General features: G+C 74.5%; 17 protein-coding genes. 8 read left to right on the forward strand and 9 right to left on the reverse strand.

The window, feature by feature from the left end; all coding sequences use genetic code 11:
• Positions 1 to 46: 46 nt before the first annotated feature.
• On the reverse strand, positions 47 to 205 hold the full coding sequence (locus PS271_RS07150; protein WP_398381092.1) for a hypothetical protein: 159 nt from the start codon (positions 203 to 205) through the stop codon (positions 47 to 49).
• A 261-nt stretch (positions 206 to 466) separates the two neighbouring features.
• Positions 467 to 2,899 carry a hypothetical protein gene (locus PS271_RS07155; RefSeq protein ID WP_398381094.1) on the reverse strand — a complete coding sequence of 811 codons (2,433 nt, stop codon included), beginning with the start codon at positions 2,897 to 2,899 and terminating at the stop codon, positions 467 to 469.
• 247 nt (positions 2,900 to 3,146) lie between these two features.
• Between PS271_RS07155 and PS271_RS07160 the strand changes: the two genes are divergently transcribed.
• The 4 genes from PS271_RS07160 to PS271_RS07175 are packed head-to-tail and all read left to right on the forward strand — an operon-like array spanning position 3,147 to position 7,004.
• Positions 3,147 to 4,175 (forward strand): ABC transporter substrate-binding protein, encoded by a 1,029-nt coding sequence (locus PS271_RS07160; RefSeq protein ID WP_398381096.1) that lies wholly within the window; start codon positions 3,147 to 3,149, stop codon positions 4,173 to 4,175.
• Between the two features lie 55 nt (positions 4,176 to 4,230).
• Positions 4,231 to 5,070: a Nif3-like dinuclear metal center hexameric protein gene (locus PS271_RS07165; protein ID WP_398381098.1), complete on the forward strand. Its 840-nt coding sequence runs from the start codon at positions 4,231 to 4,233 to the stop codon at positions 5,068 to 5,070.
• 15 nt (positions 5,071 to 5,085) lie between these two features.
• On the forward strand, positions 5,086 to 5,829 hold the full coding sequence (locus tag PS271_RS07170) for a zinc ribbon domain-containing protein (RefSeq protein WP_398386720.1): 744 nt from the start codon (positions 5,086 to 5,088) through the stop codon (positions 5,827 to 5,829).
• A 5-nt stretch (positions 5,830 to 5,834) separates the two neighbouring features.
• On the forward strand, positions 5,835 to 7,004 hold the full coding sequence (locus PS271_RS07175) for a bifunctional RNase H/acid phosphatase (protein WP_398381100.1): 1,170 nt from the start codon (positions 5,835 to 5,837) through the stop codon (positions 7,002 to 7,004).
• Between the two features lie 114 nt (positions 7,005 to 7,118).
• Here PS271_RS07175 and PS271_RS07180 read toward each other — a convergent pair whose 3' ends face one another.
• Together PS271_RS07180 and PS271_RS07185 are read right to left on the reverse strand one after the other, a co-directional pair.
• Complete coding sequence (locus PS271_RS07180) at positions 7,119 to 7,559, reverse strand: hypothetical protein (RefSeq protein WP_398381102.1); 441 nt, start codon at positions 7,557 to 7,559, stop codon at positions 7,119 to 7,121.
• 124 nt (positions 7,560 to 7,683) lie between these two features.
• Positions 7,684 to 8,232, reverse strand: a complete 549-nt coding sequence (locus PS271_RS07185; protein ID WP_398381104.1) for a superoxide dismutase family protein — start codon at positions 8,230 to 8,232, stop codon at positions 7,684 to 7,686.
• A gap of 163 nt (positions 8,233 to 8,395) precedes the next feature.
• Here PS271_RS07185 and PS271_RS07190 point away from each other — a divergent pair, with 163 nt between their 5' ends.
• The 4 genes from PS271_RS07190 to PS271_RS07205 all read left to right on the forward strand — a co-directional run bounded on the left by PS271_RS07190 (position 8,396) and on the right by PS271_RS07205 (position 12,321).
• The gene (locus tag PS271_RS07190) at positions 8,396 to 9,034 is read left to right on the forward strand and encodes a class I SAM-dependent methyltransferase (protein ID WP_398381106.1); all 639 of its coding nucleotides are present in this window, start codon (positions 8,396 to 8,398) and stop codon (positions 9,032 to 9,034) included.
• 38 nt (positions 9,035 to 9,072) lie between these two features.
• The gene (locus PS271_RS07195) at positions 9,073 to 10,086 is read left to right on the forward strand and encodes an N-acetylmuramoyl-L-alanine amidase (RefSeq protein ID WP_398381108.1); all 1,014 of its coding nucleotides are present in this window, start codon (positions 9,073 to 9,075) and stop codon (positions 10,084 to 10,086) included.
• Between the two features lie 206 nt (positions 10,087 to 10,292).
• A complete protein-coding gene (locus tag PS271_RS07200; RefSeq protein ID WP_398381110.1) occupies positions 10,293 to 11,150 on the forward strand; it encodes a DUF5336 domain-containing protein in 858 nt (285 codons plus the stop codon).
• Positions 11,151 to 11,313: 163 nt separating this feature from the next.
• Positions 11,314 to 12,321, forward strand: coding sequence for an LLM class F420-dependent oxidoreductase (locus PS271_RS07205; protein WP_398381112.1), 1,008 nt, complete (start codon positions 11,314 to 11,316; stop codon positions 12,319 to 12,321).
• Positions 12,322 to 12,367: 46 nt separating this feature from the next.
• Here PS271_RS07205 and PS271_RS07210 read toward each other — a convergent pair whose 3' ends face one another.
• The 5 genes from PS271_RS07210 to PS271_RS07230 all read right to left on the reverse strand — a co-directional run bounded on the left by PS271_RS07210 (position 12,368) and on the right by PS271_RS07230 (position 17,180).
• Positions 12,368 to 13,783, reverse strand: coding sequence for a M1 family metallopeptidase (locus tag PS271_RS07210; RefSeq protein ID WP_398381114.1), 1,416 nt, complete (start codon positions 13,781 to 13,783; stop codon positions 12,368 to 12,370).
• Positions 13,784 to 13,814: 31 nt separating this feature from the next.
• Positions 13,815 to 14,627, reverse strand: a complete 813-nt coding sequence (locus PS271_RS07215; protein WP_398381115.1) for a maleylpyruvate isomerase family mycothiol-dependent enzyme — start codon at positions 14,625 to 14,627, stop codon at positions 13,815 to 13,817.
• A 75-nt stretch (positions 14,628 to 14,702) separates the two neighbouring features.
• On the reverse strand, positions 14,703 to 15,266 hold the full coding sequence (locus tag PS271_RS07220) for a hypothetical protein (RefSeq protein WP_398381117.1): 564 nt from the start codon (positions 15,264 to 15,266) through the stop codon (positions 14,703 to 14,705).
• A 91-nt stretch (positions 15,267 to 15,357) separates the two neighbouring features.
• Positions 15,358 to 16,440, reverse strand: a complete 1,083-nt coding sequence (locus PS271_RS07225) for a prenyltransferase/squalene oxidase repeat-containing protein (protein ID WP_398381121.1) — start codon at positions 16,438 to 16,440, stop codon at positions 15,358 to 15,360.
• Complete coding sequence (locus tag PS271_RS07230; RefSeq protein WP_398381123.1) at positions 16,437 to 17,180, reverse strand: class I SAM-dependent methyltransferase; 744 nt, start codon at positions 17,178 to 17,180, stop codon at positions 16,437 to 16,439. The genes PS271_RS07225 and PS271_RS07230 overlap by 4 nt, the downstream gene beginning before the upstream one ends.
• Positions 17,181 to 17,573 lie beyond the last annotated feature (393 nt).

Below are 17,573 nucleotides of genomic sequence, written 5' to 3' on the forward strand. Positions count from 1 at the left end.
GACCACCCGGCGCCCGAGGACTGACCGGAGCCGAGGACGGCTTCGGTCAGTGGCCTTCCGGCGTACGGCGGTGCTTGCCGTGGGCGGGTGCGCTGTCGTCGTCGGGGGAAGCGGGACCGCGGTGCCTGCCGGAGCCGGCGGCTGCGGCCTGGGCGGACGCCTCGAAGGGGCGCGCCTCGGTCGTGTCGGTTCGGGCGTCGGGCATGGGGAAAGTCACTCCGTCGGATGGGGATGCGTGCTGTGCGCGTGGGGGCTGCCACGGCAGTGGCGCACGGTGTCGACGGACGCCGACACGCCCTCCGCGCACGGCCGTTCGGCTCGCGACGGTTCACGACGGTGTTCCGCCTGGTACAGCCACGCAACCCCCGCCCGGATTCTAACGGGACCTTGATCGCCGAGGCCACCCGGCCGGGCGGCGAGTCGGCTTCCTCTCGGAGTGCTTCCGGGGCGCCTCGCGGCGCGCCGCTCAGGTCCGGGGCTCCCGGCCCAGCGGGGCCTGCTGCAAGGGCACGGGCCTGGACGCGGCCGCCGACCACGCGCCCGGCATGGCCGCTCCGGGGAGACCGGAGAGACCGGAGGGGCAGGCGGGGTCCACGGCGGTCCAGACCGAGGCCGGCGAGTCGGCGCGCTCGGCGGGCGCCAGGACGTCGGCCTCGCCCGGAGGCATGGCTACGGGCCCCTGGAGCGCGCCGGGTGACAGCCCCTCATGCGGCCGCTCCAGCAACGGGACACCGTGCGGCGGGGTGTCCTGCGACCGGATGTCCTGCGGCGTGGCGGGGGGCGCCTGCGGCGTATCCACCAGGGGCATGTCCCGCATCGGCGGAAGCTGCGGCTCCGGGCATGGTGCGGGGCACGGCGCGGGGGTCACCGGCCGGGGCACTTCCTGGAGCAGCGGCGCGAGGGCGGCCTGCTCGGGGCGGGGCGTCTGCGGCGGTACGGGCTGCGGAGCTTCCCGCAGCAACGGCGCCTGCGGCACCGCGGAAGACACGTGCTCCGGCCGGGACAGTGGCAGCGACACGGGCCGCGGGGCCTCATGCAGCAACGGCGTTTGCGGCACCGCGGAGGACGCCTGCCCCGCCCCCGCCCCGGAGGGAACCGGCTCCGGCCGGGGCGCCAGCGGCGACACCGGCCGCGGGGCCTCACCCTGCAACGGCGGCTGCGACAGCGGCCCGGCACTCGCCTCAGACCGGGGCAGCGGGGGCGGCACCGGCTGCGGGTCCTCACGCGGCAGCGGCGCTTGCGGCGCCCCGAGAGGCGCCTGCCCCGCCCCGGAGGGGCCCGGCTGCGGGGCCTTGTGCAGCAGCGGCGGCTGAGCCTGCGGCGCCTGCTGCGGCGTGACGGGGGGCGCCTGATCCGGCGTCGGCCGCGACGCCGGGGGCTCCGTGCGAAGCGGCGCCCCTTGCAGCAGCGGCTGTTCCTGGCCGAGCCCCGGCCGGGGCACCTCGTGCAGGAGCGGCTGCGCCTCCGGCGCGGGCCGGGCCACCTGGGGCGCCACCCGCGGAACGCCCTGAAGCAACGGCTGCTGCGACCCGCCGGAAGGCGCCGGCTCCGGACGCTGCACCCCCTGCAACAACGGCTGCCGCTGCACCCCGCCCGAGGGCGCCGGCTCCGCCGCCCGCGGAGGGCCTTGCAGCAGCGGCTGTTGCGCGGACGGCCCGCCGGAGGGCGAGGGCCCCTGATCCGGCGTGGGTCGCGGCACCCCTTGCAGCAGCGTCGCCGGCGCGGAAGGCGCCCCGGGCGCCGCCGGCTCCGGCTCCGGACGCGGCATCCCCGGCGCCGCCGCACCCGCCGCACCCGCCGCGCCGCCCGTCGCCGCGGGCCCCGCCCCGGACGGGGCCCCGCGCCCGCCGGTATCCCGTGTCTCCCCCCGCTCCGCCTCCGGCAGCCGGAGGCGGGCCAGGCCGCAGCGCACGTAGGGCGTCACGAACGGCAGCCGCAGTTCGCCGCCGCTGGTCCACAGGCCCGCGCCGACGAGCCAGCCGGCGGGCGCCGGGAACTGCTGGAGCTGTTTGCCCGAGGGGCGCCAGACGCCCACCCAGCTGCCGGTCGCGCCCTCGACCCGGAAGGCGACCGCGCACCCTTCGGGCGTGAGCTCCTGCCCGGGCTGCGTGGCGAAGGGCGTGAGCACGGCGCCCGCGGGGCGCAGGCACTCGGGGAAGCGGACGGGCCGGGCGGAGCCGAGCACGCCCCAGCCGAGCCGGTCCTGCCCGGGGGCGTCCGACCGGACGAGGAGGAGGCCGCTGTACGGGTCGGCGAGGAGCAGCCGGTCGTTGCTGTCCTCGGTGATCTGGAGGAGCGGGCTGGTCTCGCCGCCGCGCTCCAGGTCCACCACGACGGTCTTGGTGCGGCCGTCCAGCTCGCGGTCGAGGGCGAGCAGCCGGCCCGTGCGGTCGAGCCAGGCGCCGCCCGTGCAGCAGCCGGGCACGTCGACGACCCGCTCGGGGCCGAAGGCGCCGCCGTGCAGCCGCCACAGCGCGGTCGCGCGGTCGGTGTGGACGAGCCCGTAGACGGAGGAGCCGCCCGGCGCGGGCGGCAGCAGGGACAGCCGGGCGCACTCGACGGCGCCGACCGGCAGCTCCCCGGTGCCGGGGCCGGTGGGGTAGAGCAGCGAGAGCGTGTGCCGCTCGGCGACCCGGCGGCGGATGAGGACCCGCCCGTCGGCGAGCGGCTGCACCTCGCTGTCCGGCTCCTCGGGCTGGCTGCCGGGCAGCGGCACGGCGTACGGCTCGGGGCCGTCGAGGGTCCAGCGCTCGGGGAACCAGCCACCCGTGGCGCCGTCGAGGGCCAGCCGGGCGGCGTACGAGCCGTTCGCCGTGACCGTGAACGCCGGGCGCCGCAGGTCCTTCGAGCCACTCCGCGGGGTGCTCTGCGGGGTGCTCTGGGGGGCACAGACCGTCATGAGAAACGTCACCTCCGGCACAGAACGTAGTTATCGCACTTCCTGCCGAACAATGAGAGTCGGCCCGCTTCACGCGTAAGGGTGGCTGTTGTCCGATTCGCCTGAGGGGTACGAGGAGGGTGTGCTTCGCCCATTCCGGGGCGTCACGTAAGGTAAGGCGAGCCTAAGTAGTCGCGGGGGGTGGCTGAACGGGCCCCCTTGACCACCGCCGGCCAGGACGGCCGGCCGGACCTCCTGGAGTCACGTGATGTCCCTTCGCCGCCGCGGCACCGCCGCAGTCGCCCTGTCCGCAGCCGCCGCGCTGTCCCTCGCGGCCTGCGGCTCCTCGGACGGCGGGGACGGCAAGGACAACGGCAGCGGCTCCAAGGCGGTCTCGGAGAGCGGCAAGGACTTCGGCAAGGCCGGCGAGCAGACGGCGAAGATGGGGACGGATGCCGCGCCCGGCCAGTTCCCGCGCACCATCAAGCACGCCCTCGGCACGACCGAGCTCAAGGAGCGCCCGAAGCGCGTCGTCGTCCTCGACGTCGGCGAGCTCGACAACGTGGTCTCGCTCGGCATCCAGCCGGTCGGCTGGGCCCCCAGCGAGGGCAGCCAGGAGCTCCCCGGCTACCTGAAGAAGGACGCCGGCGAGCCGAAGAACGTCGGCACGATCAACAACCTCAACCTCGAGGCCATCAACGAGCTCCACCCCGACCTGATCCTCGGCAGCAAGCTGCGCGCGGAGAAGAACTACAAGGACCTCGCCAAGATCGCCCCGACCGTCTTCTCCGTCCGCCCGGGCTTCACGTGGAAGGAGAACTACCTCCTCAACGCGGCCGCGCTGGACAAGACCGCCGAGGCGAAGAAGAACCTCGGCGCGTACGAGGCGAAGGCGAAGAAGCTCGGCGAGGACCTCGGCGAGAAGAAGCCCACCATCTCGATGGTCCGCTACCTGCCGCAGTTCACGCGCCTGTACGCCGGCCAGTCCTTCATCGGCACGATCCTCAAGGACGTCGGCCTGCCCCGCCCGAAGAACCAGCAGGCCGACAAGCTCGCCGTCGAGGTCAGCCCCGAGCAGATCGACCAGGCCGACGCCGACTGGATCTTCACCGGCGTCTACGGCGCCCCGGACAAGACCAAGCGCGACACCGTCCAGGACAACCCGCTGTGGAAGAACCTGCGGGCGGTCAAGGAGGGCCACGCCAAGGACGTCGAGGACGAGACCTGGTACCTGGGCCTGGGCGTCACCGCCGCGAACAAGGTCCTCGACGACCTGCGGGGCTTCCTCGGGAAGTGACGCCCGGGTTCGGGCGGAGCCCGCGCGGGCACGGCGGACAGGTAGCCTTTCCTCCGTGCCCGCACTGTCTGAAGTCATCGCCGCCCTCGACGCCCTCTGGCCACCGGAGCAGGCCGAGCAGTGGGACGCCGTCGGCACGGTCTGCGGCGACCCCGCGGCCCCGGTCGGCCGGGTGCTGTTCGCGGTCGACCCCGTCCAGGAGGTCGTCGACGAGGCCGTGGCGCTCGGCGCCGACCTGCTGGTCACCCACCACCCGCTCTACCTGCGCGGGACCACGACCGTCGCGGCCTCGACCTTCAAGGGCCGCGCCGTGCACACCCTGATCAAGCACGACATCGCCCTGCACGTCGCGCACACCAACGCCGACCGCGCCGACCCCGGCGTCTCCGACGCCCTCGCCGGCGCGCTCGACCTGCGCGTCACCGGCCCCCTCGTGCCCGACCCGGCCGACCCGGCGGGCCGCCGCGGCCTCGGCCGCGTCTGTGAGCTCGACCCGCCCCTGACCCTGGCCGCGTTCGCCGAGCGCGCCGCGAAGCGGCTGCCCGCCACGGCCCAGGGCATCCGGGTCGCCGGCGACCCGGAGCGCACCATCCGCACCGTCGCCGTGTGCGGCGGTTCCGGCGACTCCCTCTTCGACGAGGTGCGGGCCGCCGGCGTCGACGCCTACGTCACCGCCGACCTGCGCCACCACCCCGCGTCCGAGGCCCAGCAGCAGAGCCCGCTGGCGCTCGTCGACGCGGCCCACTGGGCCACCGAATGGCCCTGGGCGGAGCAGGCCGCCGCCCAGCTGGACGAGATCTCCGACCGGCACGGCTGGGGCCTGCGCACCCACGTGTCGAAGCACGTCACCGACCCCTGGACCGCCCACGCGGCGTCCGCCCCGCACGATCACTAACACAGGAGCCCCCAACTGAACGCCGCGCCCGCCGACCAGATCCGCCTCCTCGACCTCCAGGCGCTGGACACCCGCCTCGGTCAGCTCGCCCACAAGCGCCGGAGCCTGCCCGAGCACGCCGAGATCGCCTCCCTCGAGGCCGACCTCACCCAGCACCGCGACCTCCTCGTCGCCGCGCAGACCGAGGAGAGCGACACCGCCCGCGAGCAGACCAAGGCCGAGCAGGACGTCGACCAGGTCCGCCAGCGCGCCGCCCGTGACCAGCAGCGCCTGGACACCGGCGTCGGCATGTCCGCGAAGGACCTGGAGAACCTCCAGCGCGAGATCGCCTCGCTGGCCAAGCGCCAGGGCGACCTGGAGGACGTCGTCCTGGAGGTCATGGAGCGCCGCGAGTCCGCGCAGGAGCGCGTCACCGAGCTGACCGGCCGCGTCGGCTCCGTCCAGGCCAAGGTCGACGACGCCGTCGCGCGCCGCGACGCCGCCCTCGCCGAGATCGACGCCGAGGACGCCTCGGTCAGCAAGGAGCGCGAGATCGTCGCCGCCTCCGTCCCGGCCGACCTGCTGAAGCTCTACGACCGGCTGCGGGAGAAGCAGGGCGGCGTCGGCGCGGCGCGCCTGAACCAGCGCCGCTGCGAGGGCTGCCGCCTGGAGCTGGACATCACCGAGCTCAACGAGATCCGCGCCGCCGCGGCGGACCAGGTCGTCCGCTGCGAGAACTGCAGCCGCATCCTGGTCCGCACCACCGAGTCGGGCCTGTAAGACCGATGGCTCCTCGCTTCATCGTCGAGGCGGACGGCGGTTCCCGGGGCAACCCGGGGCCCGCCGGCTACGGCGCCGTCGTCCTGGACGCGGTGACCGGCGAGGCGCTCGCCGAGGCCGCCGAGTACATCGGCACCGCCACGAACAACGTGGCCGAGTACCGGGGCCTCATCGCCGGCCTGGAGGCCGCGAAGGCGCTCGACCCGGCGGCCGAGGTCCAGGTCCGGATGGACTCCAAGCTCGTCGTGGAGCAGATGTCGGGCCGCTGGAAGATCAAGCACCCGGACATGCGGCCGCTGGCCGCCCGGGCGCGGGCCGTCTTCGCCCCGGGGCAGGTCGCGTACGCGTGGATCCCGCGCGAGGAGAACAAGCACGCGGACCGGCTCGCGAACGAGGCGATGGACGCGGGCAAGGCGGGCCGGCAGTGGGAGGCGGGCGCCTCCGCGGCCGCGCTCGCCGCGCGGACGCCCTCGCGGGCGGCTGAGCCCGTGGCGGAGCCGCTGGAGGAGCCCAAGGCCGCGCCCGTCGGCTGGGCCGCCCCGGCCGACCTCGGGACGCCGACCACGTTCGTCCTGATGCGGCACGGTGAGACGGCCCTCACTCCGCAGAAGCGTTTCTCCGGTAGCGGCGGCAGCGACCCCGAACTCTCGCCCGCCGGCCTTCAGCAGGCCGAGCGGGCGGGCGCCGCGCTCGCCGCTCGCGGCACCATCCAGGCCGTCGTCTCCTCGCCGATGCGGCGCTGCCGCGAGACGGCCGGGGCCGTGGCCGCGCGCCTGGGCCTGGAGGTCCGTGTCGAAGACGGCCTGCGCGAGGCGGACTTCGGCGCCTGGGAGGGCCTCACGTTCGCGGAGGTCCGCGAGCGCTGGCCCGGCGACCTCGACGCCTGGCTCGCCTCCTCCAAGGCCGCCCCGACCGGCGGCGGCGAGAGCTTCGCCGCGGTCGCCCGGCGGACGGCGCTCACGCGCGACAAGCTCCTGGCCCGCTATGCGGGCCGTACGGTCCTGCTGGTCACGCACGTGACCCCGGTCAAGACCCTGGTCCGCCTGGCCCTCGGCGCCCCGCCGGAGTCCCTGTTCCGCATGGAACTCTCAGCGGCCTCGATCTCGGCGGTCGCCTACTACGCGGACGGCAACGCGTCGCTGCGGCTGCTGAACGACACGTCGCACCTGCGGTAGGCAGGCAGGACCCGACGGGTTGCGGTACGTCGGCCCGCGCCCCATAGCGGCGCGGGGAACTGCGCGACAAGCCCCCGCCGACCCGCAGCCGAACGACCCGGCACCGCGCCCCGCTCACTCCGCCGCCCGCAACGCCATCGCCTCTTCCAACGCGGCGACCGCCGCAACCCGTTGCCGCTCCCGTTCCTCGATGTCCTGCGGACTCTCACCCGTCGCGGCGACCCGGGGGCAGCGCGGGCACTGCCACCGGTCCGGCGCGCCCGCCGGCGGCGGCGTCATGGGCACCTTGCAATGAGGGCAGTTCACGGTCACTCCTTCGACATGGCCGCACGACGCGCAGACCCACACGGGCCCCTCCGCGTCCTGCTGGCGCCACGCGGTGCGCAGGCACTGCGCGCATCCGGTCGTGACGATCCCGGCCCGGCTCATGACGGGCGGCTCCGGGGTGGTGTCCGCGTACTCGATGATCCGTGCCCTGACCCGGTCGTCCGTGGTGTTGGCCATCCGGAGCAGGTGTGCGACGCGCGAGCGTGCTTCGTCAACGAAATCGTTCATGGCGGCAGCAGGCTACGACGCGTGGAGCCGCCCCCGCCGCCGGCAGCGCACACGATCACCCTTGCGAGTACTTCGTCCTTTCGTTCGAACCCGTGCGAAGGACGTGCTTACGCGAAGGACACGCTCACTTGAAGGGCACGTTCACGCACGCAAGCCGCGCGCCGGCCATGCCCGCCCGGCCGGAGGCCGTCTCGGTGGCGTGCTCGTGGATGACGATGGAGCGGGCCTCGCCGGAGCGGAAGCGCCAGTCGACCGAGGCGGACGACGCGCCGTCGCCCTGCCGGTCGGTGGTGAAGTCCAGCCAGACCTCGTTGCGGGGATTGGCGTACTCGGGGTCCGTGGAGGGCTGCTCCGGGTCCTTGACGTGCTGGTAGTGCGCGCCCGAGTCCTCGGGGCGGGTGCCGCACGGGTTCCTGTGGACGTGGGCGCCGAACGTACGGCCCGGCTGGACGCCGCGCAGCCGCAGGTGGATGCGGGTGCTGTCCTGGCCGGTGCGCTCGGTGACGGTGACGCGGGCGCCCGCCGGGACCGCGGCCTCGTCGAACGTCACGGCGCGCAGCACGTCGCCCGAGGGGGTGGCGAAGACGGCACTGACGTCGGCTCCCCCGTGGGCGCCGCCCACGGGGGACAGCACGGCCATCGAAGCGGCGAGCAGCGATACGGCGAAGGACATCTTCCGCACCTTTCGGCAGCTTTGGCAGGCGGCGCTGTGACAGCGGCTTCCTGCGTCCCCCGCTCGTGCTTCCCACGGTATCGGCCCCTCACGCACCGCGCTCGGCGGCGCGTGAGGACAATGAGCCGACCACCGCGTACCGGTACCCCAGGAGGAACCGCACATGCCGCCCAAGCCCGAGATAGTCGCCGCCTTCGAGGCGGCCAAGGGGTTCATGCCGCTCGACGAGGGGCTCGCCCTGTACGCGGCCGCCGAGGAGGCCGCGGCGCTGGGGCTGCCGCTGCTCGAAGTCGGCACGTACTGCGGCCGGTCGACGATCCTGCTGGCCGCGGCCGCCCGGGAGGCGGCGGTCACGGCCGTCACGGTGGACCACCACCGGGGCAGCGAGGAGCAGCAGCCGGGCTGGGAGTACCACGACGCGTCGCTCGTCGACGAGGTTGTGGGGCGGATGGACACGCTGCCGGTCTTCCGGCGCACGCTGCACCGGGCGGGGCTGGAGGAGCACGTGCTGGCGCTCGTGGGGCGATCGCCGCTGGCGGCCTCGCTCTGGGGGCGGCCGCTGGGGCTGGTGTTCATCGACGGCGGGCACACCGACGAGCACGCGACGGCCGACTACGAGGGCTGGGTCCCGCACCTCGCGCCGGGCGGGCTGCTGGTCATCCACGACGTGTTCCCGGACCCGGCGGACGGCGGGCAGGCGCCGTACCGCGTGTACCGCAGGGCGCTTGCGTCCGGGGAGTTCACCGAAGTGTCGGTGACGCGGTCACTGCGGGTGCTGCGGCGCGGACCGGTTGCGGCGTAGGCCCCCTCGGGGGCGGGGCGGCGGCGTAGCATCGCCGGGTGTCCAAAGGCAGCTTCCCCCGCTTCCCCCGCTCTCCGCGCGCCGGCCGCCCGGCCCGCCGGCCGGCCGGCTTCCGCACGCCCGTCGTCGTCACGGTGGCGGCCCTGATCCCGGCCGGGGTCGCGGGCTGGCTGCTGTGGGACGCGGAGGCGGACGGCGGGAAGAAGGCTCCGGTGGCCGCCGCGTCGTCGGCGTCACCGGCGTCGCCCGGCCGCTCCCCCGCGTCGCAGCCCCCGTCCCCGCTGTCCTCGCCGGAGGGCAAGGCGCCTTCGGCGAGCGGGTCGCCGGGTGCGCAGAGTCCCTCGCCCGCCGCCGCGGACGACGGGCCGCTGCCCGACGGGCCCCTCAAGGGCAAGGTGGTCGTGGTCGACCCCGGGCACAACCTCCGCAACAGCGAGCACACCGCCGAGATCGACCGCTCCGTCGACATCGGCACGGGCCGCAAGGAGTGCGACACGACGGGGACGTCCACGGACGACGGCTACGCGGAGGCCTCGTTCAGCCTCGACGTCGCGCACCGGCTGCGCACGCTCCTGCGGGCGCAGGGCGCCAAAGTGGTGTTCACGCACGACGGTGAGCGCCCGTACGGCCCGTGCGTGGACGAGCGGGCGGCGATCGGGAACCGGGCGCACGCCGACGCCGCCGTCTCGGTGCACGCCGACGGCTCGGCCGTCGGCAACCGCGGCTTCCATGTGATCCTGCCCGCCTCCGTCAAGGGCGGCCGCGCGGACACCTCACCGATCGTCGGCCCCTCGAAGGACCTCGGCGTGCGGATCGCGGGCCACTTCGTGCGCGTCACGCACAGCGCCGCGTCCAACTACATCGGCGGCGGTACGGGCCTCGACACCCGCGGCGACCTCGGCGGCCTCAACCTCTCGACCGTGCCGAAGGTGTTCATCGAGTGCGGCAACATGCGGGACCCGGACGACGCGGCCCTGCTGAAGGACGGAGCCTGGCGGCAGAAGGCGGCGCAGGGGATCGCCGACGGCATCACGGACTTCCTGGACGGGTAGGGACGGGTAGGCCCGAAGCGGCCGCCGGGGCCGCCGTCGTGGCCGTCCGCGCAGACCACAGGCTTGTCACGAGGCAGATACGAAGAGGACGCCCCGACCGTGCAGGCGATAGGTTCACCCGTACGATGGGGGGCCACCCCCGCGCCCCGCATCCTCGCGTGCCGGCGACAGCGACGTTAATGATCACACTGACAAAGGACTAGAGAGTGAACATCCGCTCCCTCACTCGAGGCGACGGCGTGGTGATCGGAGCAGCGGTGTTGCTGTTCATCGCCTCGTTCCTCAGCTTCTACTCGTACGACTGCGCGTCGACGATCTGCCCCACGGAGCCGAACGGCTGGAAGGCCGGACTCTTCCCCGTCCTGCCGTCGATCTTCCTCGCCGGAATCATCGCCGCCGCTCTCATCGTCGCCGCGCGCTTCCAGCCCGAGGGCCGCAAGCTGGTGGGCCTCGGTCTCGACCAGTGGGGCACCGCGTTCGCCGTGTTCGCCGCCTGGTCCTCGCTGTGGACGATCGTCGGCGGCGCCCAGGGCGTGTCCCCGGGCGTCGGCCAGATCCTGGGCCTCATCGCCAACCTGGCGCTGGCCGCCGTGGCCGTGCTCACCCCGCGCACCCCGGCCCTGAAGGCCCCGCTGGTGAGCGCTGCCGGCCCGCAGGCCCCGTCCCCGTACGGCGCCGGCCCGAACCCGGGCTACGGCTACCCGGGCCCGGGCGGTGCCCAGCCCGGTGCCGCCGGTCCGTACGGCGCCCAGGCCCAGCAGCCGTTCGGCGCGCAGCCGGGCCAGCAGGGTCAGCCGGACGCGAGCCTCGGCGGTGCCGCGGCCGCTCCCGCCCCCGCCGCCGGCCAGCCCGCGGCCCCGGCCGGGGACTTCGCCCCGTTCTGGTTCGCGGTGCCGGTGCCGCGTCCGCTGTACGGCGAGGACGGTTCGCCGTCGCAGATCGCCGAGCTCGCGCCCGGCACGTGGTACCTCGCGGTGGAGCAGCGCGGCCAGGCCCTGGTCGCGCAGACGCAGGACGGCCGCCGCGGCCTGCTCCAGGACACGACGGGCATCCAGCGCGGCTGACGCGCACGGTGCACGGACGGCGGCCCGCCGGGGACTTCCCCGGCGGGCCGCCGCGTTTGCGGGGCCCCGGATTCCGCGGGCTCTTGTCCACCGGCCGGGGCGGGCCTACATTCAGGGGGATCTGACGCACCGTCAGCATTCACCTGACCCGCCGGGAGGCGCCGTGCGGCTCGGACTCGCGCTCGGCTACTGGGGACGCGGCCCCGGCGCCGGCCACCTCGACCTGGCCCGGGAGGCCGAGCGGCTCGGCTACCACTCGGTGTGGACCGCCGAGGCCTGGGGCTCCGACGCCTTCACCCCCCTCACCTGGATCGCCGCGCACACCACCCGCATCCGGCTCGGCACGGCCGTCGCCCAGATGGCCGCCCGCAGCCCCACGGCCACCGCGATGCACGCCCTCACCCTCGACCACCTCTCCGGCGGCCGGCTGCTGCTCGGCCTGGGGCTGTCGGGCCCTCAGGTCGTCGAGGGCTGGTACGGGCGGCCGTTCCCGGACAGCCCGCTGACCGCGACGCGCGAGTACGTGGACGTGGTCCGCCAAGTGCTGCGCCGCCGGGCCCCGGTGACGCTGGACGGCCGCCACCACGCCCTCCCCTACCGCGGCCCCGGCGCGACCGGCCTCGGCAGGCCGCTGCGCCCCATCACCCACCCCCTGCGCCCGGACCTGCCCGTCCTGCTCGGCGCCGAAGGGCCCCGCAACGTCGCCCAGACCGCGCGCATCGCCGACGGCTGGCTGCCTCTGTACTGGTCGCCGCTGCGCACGGACCTGCACAGGGCGGCCCTCGCCGCCGCACCCCCGGGCTTCCTGGTGGCGCCGCTGGTCCGGGCCCACGTGTGCGCCGACGTCGCGGAGGGGCTGCTTCCGGTGAAGGCGATGCTCGGCTTCTACATCGGCGGCATGGGGCACGCGCGCCGCAACTTCCACGCCGACCTCATGGCGCGCATGGGGTACGAGGAGGAGGCGGGGCGGGTGCGGGAGCTGTTCCTGGCGGGGCGGCGCGAGGAAGCCGTGGCCGCCGTGCCGGACGCGTTCGCCGACGAGATCTCGCTCGTGGGGCCGCGCGGGCGGATCGCGGAGCGGCTGGAGCTGTGGCGGGCGGGGCCGGTGACGGACCTGCTGGTGACGGGACCGGACCCGGAGACGCTGCGGGTGCTGGCGGACCTGATGTGACGCCCGCGCGGGGCCGGCGCGGCCGCGGGACCGGCAGCCGCGGCCGTCACGGCCGGTCCGGCCGCCCCTGCCCGTGGAGCCAGGGGCCGAACACGCCGCCGAGGTTCTTCCCGGTGCGCTGCTGCCAGAACCGCTCGAACTCGGCGGTGTCGACGTTGCCGTACTGGTGCTCGCTCACCCAGGCCCGGGTCGTGGCGAAGAACGCCTCGTCGCCGACGGCCTGCCGCAGCTTGTGCAGCACCATCGCGCCGCGGCCGTAGACGGGCGGGTCGGAGACCGTGGCCGGGGCGGGGTCGGCGGGCGGGAAGGCCCAGATGCCGTCGCTCAGCGGGTCCTTGCCGGCGTAGTAGTCGTCGAAGACGCGCTGGGCGGAGCGGCCGCCGTGCTTCTCCTCCCACATCCACTCCGCGTACGCGGCGAAGCTCTCGTTGAGCCACATGTCCCGCCAGGTGCGCGGGCTGACGGAGTTGCCGAACCACTGGTGGACGACTTCGTGCACGACCGTCACGTCGTCCGGGGCGGAGTCGAAGTAGGGCTTGGTCTGGGTCTCCAGGGCGTAGTCGACGTACGGGTTGTGGTCGACGACCGCGCCGGCGGAGGAGAACGGATACGGGCCGAAGAGGTCGCTCGCCCAGGCGATGGCCTCGGGCAGGAGCTTCTCCAGGCGTGGTCCGGCCGCGGCCTCCTTGGGGTGGGTGGCGATGTAGAGGGGCAGGTCACCGGCGCGGGCGGTGGTCACCTTGAACGGCGAGACGGCCACGCTCGCCAGGTAGCTCGCCATGGGCTCGGCGCTGTGCCAGGCGAACACCGCCCGGTTCCCCTTGGTCTCCTGGTGCTGGAGCTCGCCGTTGGCGACGGCGGTGTAGCCCTTGGGGACGGTCACCTCGATGTCGTAGGCGGCCTTGTCGGAGGGGTGGTGGTTGCCGGGGAACCAGGCCATCGAGCCGGTGGGCTGGCCGAGGCCGACCGCGCCGTCGTCGGTCTCGATCCAGCCCTCCAGGGCGCTGCCGTCCTCGTCGGTGATGTCCTTGGGCGTGCCGTCGTAGACGACGACCGCCTCGAAGTCGTGGCCCTTGTCCAGCATCGTGCTAGGCGTGACCGTCAGCTCGGTGCCCTTCCTGGCCGTACGGGCCGGGTGGCCGTCGACGCGGGCGCTGCGGACCTTCAGCCCCTTGAGGTCGAGGTTGAAGGAGCCGAGGTCCTGCGTCGCGCGGGCGGTGATGACGGCCGTGCCCTTGAGGTGGTTGCCCTCCGGGGTGTAGTCGAGGGTGAGGCCGTAGTGCCGGACGTCGTAGCCGCCGTTGCCCAGGCGGGGGAAGAGCGGGTCCCCCGCGCCGGGCGCGCCGGCCTTGGGCGTCGCCGCGTCACCGGAGCCGCAGGCCGCCACGAGCACGAGGGCGGCGGGCAGCACGGCGGCCCGGACGAGCCTGCTGGTCACGGAGGATCTGGGCACAACGGTCATACGATGATGCTCTCATCCGACCATGTGCGGCCTAGAAAACGGCTCGCTCCAGCCAGAAGTCGAGCAGCTCGCGGTCGCCTACGACCTCGATCCGGTCGGTGTCGGCGGGCAGGCGCCGGAAGAGGACGCTCAGCACGTCGGTCAGCGGCCCGCGGACGGCCACGGCGGCCTTCTCGTGGGCCCGGCGCCAGGTGACGCCCTCGCCGGTGAGGTCGATGAACCACTCCGCGTCGAGCTCCGCCGGGGTGTCGGTCGCGTGCAGGTGGAGGGTGCGGCCGGGGCCCGGCAGCTCCTTCAGGCGCGGCTTGAACGCGACGGCCGCCGGCAGGGAGAGGATCTCCAGCCATTCGTCGACGCAGTCCGCCGCTATTTCGGGGTCCGCCGTGAAGGGCAGGCCGACGGCCCCCAGGGCGTCGGCACGGTGTACCAGGGTCTCGTGCGCCATGCGGCGGGCCCAGAACGCGGACCGCGGCTGCTCGGAGAAGGTCCACACGGGGCTGTCGGGCCCCGCCGCGCGCAGGACCGCCGCCAGCGCCTCGGCGCCCTCGGTGAGCCAGGCGGTCAGGCCAGCCAGGTCGTCCACGGCGGGGTCGCCCGGGCCGGGCGCGGGGACCGTCTGCCCCTGGGCGGCCGGCGGCACGAACTCCATGACCTTCTCGCGGACGAGCCCGGTGGCCATTCGCTGGGCCTGCCCCACGTGCAGCAGGAGGTGCCCCAGGGTCCACTCCGGGCAGGTGGGCACGGTGACCGACACGTCGGTGCCCTCGCCCAGGGCCGCGCACAGCAGGCCGGTCTGGGCGAGGATCTCGGAACAGTAGCGCTCGTGGCTCAGCATCGTCGTCATGGCCTCACTGTAAAACCGCCCACTGACAACGTCCCTGGCGGGCACGGAAGTTCAGATTCCGATCCAGGCTCCGCTTCAGCCCTTCTGGATCTCCGAGTACGAGGGGACCTTGTCGGTGACCGGCGCCCCGGCGTCCTTGCCCGCGTTCTTGACGCTGTTGACGACCCCGTCGAACGCGCCCGCATCCCCGTCCGTGGCCTCGCCCTTGCGGAACTTGCTCGTCAGCCCCTTGAGCGACTCGACGCCCGCGCTCAGCGGGGCCACGGCCTTCGAGAGGGTGGGGTCGCCCTTGGCGTTGTTCAGCGCCGCCTTGAACCGGTTGTAGGCGAAGGTGCCCGCGAGACCGGCCTTGACCAGGGCGACGGTCCGCCCGTCGGCCCCCTTCTTGAAGGCGCCGGCCCGGTACGGCTTGATGATCCACTGGTACGAGGCGCCCGCGGCGAGCCCGGCGTTGGCGACGAACCGGGTCTTGGCGAACTTCTGCCGCTCGACGGAGCTGGTGGGGCTCGCGCCGGCGCCCGTGGAGTCCTTCTTCCCGCCGCAGCCCGTACCGGCCAGAAGCAGACAACCGGCGAGGGGCAGAGCGACGGCGACGGCACGGCGGGGCACGGGGCGGCCTCCTGGCGGGTGGTGTCCCATGCGGCCAGGGTGCCGGACGGCCGTGCGGCCCGCCACGGGGGAGGGCCCGTTCGGGGCCCGGCGCCCCGCCGGAGGCGCTGCGCGCTACGCGCTAGCCGCAGCAGTCCTGTTCCAGGCCGACCGGGAGCCGTTCCCCGCCGAACACCGCGGTCGTCGCCTCGTCGCCCCCGAGCGCGGCCGCGGCGAGGAGCAGCGAGCCCGCCGTCCACGTGGTGCGCTCCTCGGGCCAGACGGCGTCGTCGTCGTACACGTAGCCCGTCCAGTACATGCCGTCCTCGGCGCGCAGGTGCTGGATCCACTGGAGGATCTGCACGGCGCGGTCGGACTCGCCCATGACCCACAGGGCGAGGGCGAGCTCGCAGCTCTCGCCGCCGGTCACCCAGGGGTTGGGCAGCACGCAGCGCACGCCCAGGCCGGGGACGACGAAGCGGTCCCAGCCCTCTTCTATGCGCTCCTTGGCGGCCACGCCGGCGACGGCGCCGCCGAGGACGGGGTAGTACCAGTCCATGGAGTAGCGGCTCTTGTCGAGGAACCGCTCGGGGTGCCGGCGTATCGCGTGCGCGAGCAGCCCCGTGGCCAGCTCCCAGTCGGGCTGGGGCTCCTCGCGGTGCTCGGCGACGGCCAGGGCGCAGCGCAGGGCCTGGTGGATGGAGGAGGAGCCGGTCAGGAGCGCGTCGGTGACGGGAGTGCCGTCCTCCTCGCGCTTCCAGCCGATCTGGCCGCCGGGCTGCTGGAGCCGGAGGACGAACTCGACGGCGGCGTAGACGGTCGGCCACATGCTGTCGAGGAAGGCGTCGTCGCCGGTGGCGAGGTAGTGGTGCCAGACGCCGACGGCGACGTAGGCGACGAAGTTGCTCTCGCGGCTGCGGTCGGTGGGCTCGTCGGCGGCGCCGTCGGCGTAGGCGGCGTACCAGGAGCCGTCGGGGTTCTGGTGGCGGGCGAGCCAGCGGTAGGCGGCCTCGGCGCGGCCGTGCTCGCCGGCGGCGTCGAGGGCCATGGCGGCTTCGACGTGGTCCCAGGGGTCGAGGTGGTGGCCGCGGAACCAGGGGATGGCGCCGTCCGCGCGCTGGGCGGCGGCGATGCCGGCGACGGTGCCGGCGACCTGTTCGGCCGTCAGGACGCCGGGCAGGACGAGGCGTTCGGTGCGGCCGGAGCCGCGGCTGAAGGTGGTCACGCGGCGGCTCCGTCGTCGGCGGCGGGCAGGTGCGGCTTGGTCGCGTAGGCGACGAAGCTCTTGCCGATGATCGGGTTGAGGGCCTGCTCGGCGAGGCGGGTGGCCAGGGGCTTCTTCATGATGTCCCAGACCAGGAGCTTGTGGTAGGCGCGGACGGGCAGCGCCTTGTCGTTGTCGACGCCGAAGGCGCACTTGAGCCACCAGTAGGGGCTGTGCAGGCCGTGGGCGTGGTGCGTGCCGTACGGGCGGAGGCCGGCCTCGCGCATCCGGTCGAGGAGCTCGTCGCCGCGGTAGATGCGGATGTGGCCGCCCTCGACCTCGTGGTAGGCGTCGGAGAGGGCCCAGCAGATCTTCTCGGGGCCGTAGCGGGGGACGGTGACGGCGATGCGGCCGCCGGGCTTGAGCACGCGGACCATCTCGGCGAGCACGCCCTTGTCGTCGGGGATGTGCTCCATGACCTCGGAGATGATGACGACGTCGAAGCTGTCGTCGGGGAAGGGCAGCGCGAGGGCGTCGCCCTCCATGGCGGTGGCGGTGGCCCCTTCGGGGGCCTCACCCGCCTCCTTCATGGCGGCGAACCACTTGGCGACCTCGCGTATCTCCTCGCCGTTGCGGTCCAGCGCGACGACGCGCGCCCCGCGCCGGTAGCACTCGAATGCGTGCCGTCCCGCGCCGCAGCCCAGGTCGAGGACGCGGTCGCCTGCGGCGAGCGGGAAGCGGGAGAAATCGACGGTCAGCACGGGTATTTGCCTTCGGCCGGCGGGACGGGGTGGTTTGCGGGGACGTACGGGGTGCGGCGGGCGACAGCCTCGTGGCCGGGCCCCGCCACGGCGGGCGGTCTGCGCCGGCGCCGCAGCGCGGTCCGGCGGCGCCGGGCCGGGGTCGTCAGGCACCGCGGAGAAGCGGCGTTTTGGCCGGCCGCCGCCGCGGCGGACAGCACATGCCCACGCCGCAGCTCAGCGTCCGTGCCGCAGCAACACTCCCCCGCCGCAACGGCGAACAAGCCCCACGGCGCAGTCCGGCGGTGCCCAGCCGGGCCCGTCAGGCACCGCCGGGAAGCGGCGTCGTGGCTGAGCACCGCCGCGGCGGGCGGTACGTGTCCGCGCCGCAGCGCGACGCCCACCGTGCCGGGC

This window comes from Streptomyces sp. SCA2-17 (assembly GCF_044336695.1).

What these genes read in the sequence shown, in the direction of transcription:
- PS271_RS07150 (WP_398381092.1), bottom strand. Translation starts at nt 205, where the DNA reads ATGCCCGACGCCCGAACCGACACGACCGAGGCGCGCCCCTTCGAGGCG.
- PS271_RS07155 (WP_398381094.1), bottom strand. Translation starts at nt 2,899, where the DNA reads ATGACGGTCTGTGCCCCCCAGAGCACCCCGCAGAGCACCCCGCGGAGT.
- PS271_RS07160 (WP_398381096.1), top strand. Translation starts at nt 3,147, where the DNA reads ATGTCCCTTCGCCGCCGCGGCACCGCCGCAGTCGCCCTGTCCGCAGCC.
- PS271_RS07175 (WP_398381100.1), top strand. Translation starts at nt 5,835, where the DNA reads ATGGCTCCTCGCTTCATCGTCGAGGCGGACGGCGGTTCCCGGGGCAAC.
- PS271_RS07180 (WP_398381102.1), bottom strand. Translation starts at nt 7,559, where the DNA reads ATGAACGATTTCGTTGACGAAGCACGCTCGCGCGTCGCACACCTGCTC.
- PS271_RS07185 (WP_398381104.1), bottom strand. Translation starts at nt 8,232, where the DNA reads ATGTCCTTCGCCGTATCGCTGCTCGCCGCTTCGATGGCCGTGCTGTCC.
- PS271_RS07190 (WP_398381106.1), top strand. Translation starts at nt 8,396, where the DNA reads ATGCCGCCCAAGCCCGAGATAGTCGCCGCCTTCGAGGCGGCCAAGGGG.
- PS271_RS07210 (WP_398381114.1), bottom strand. Translation starts at nt 13,783, where the DNA reads ATGACCGTTGTGCCCAGATCCTCCGTGACCAGCAGGCTCGTCCGGGCC.
- PS271_RS07215 (WP_398381115.1), bottom strand. Translation starts at nt 14,627, where the DNA reads ATGACGACGATGCTGAGCCACGAGCGCTACTGTTCCGAGATCCTCGCC.
- PS271_RS07220 (WP_398381117.1), bottom strand. Translation starts at nt 15,266, where the DNA reads ATGGGACACCACCCGCCAGGAGGCCGCCCCGTGCCCCGCCGTGCCGTC.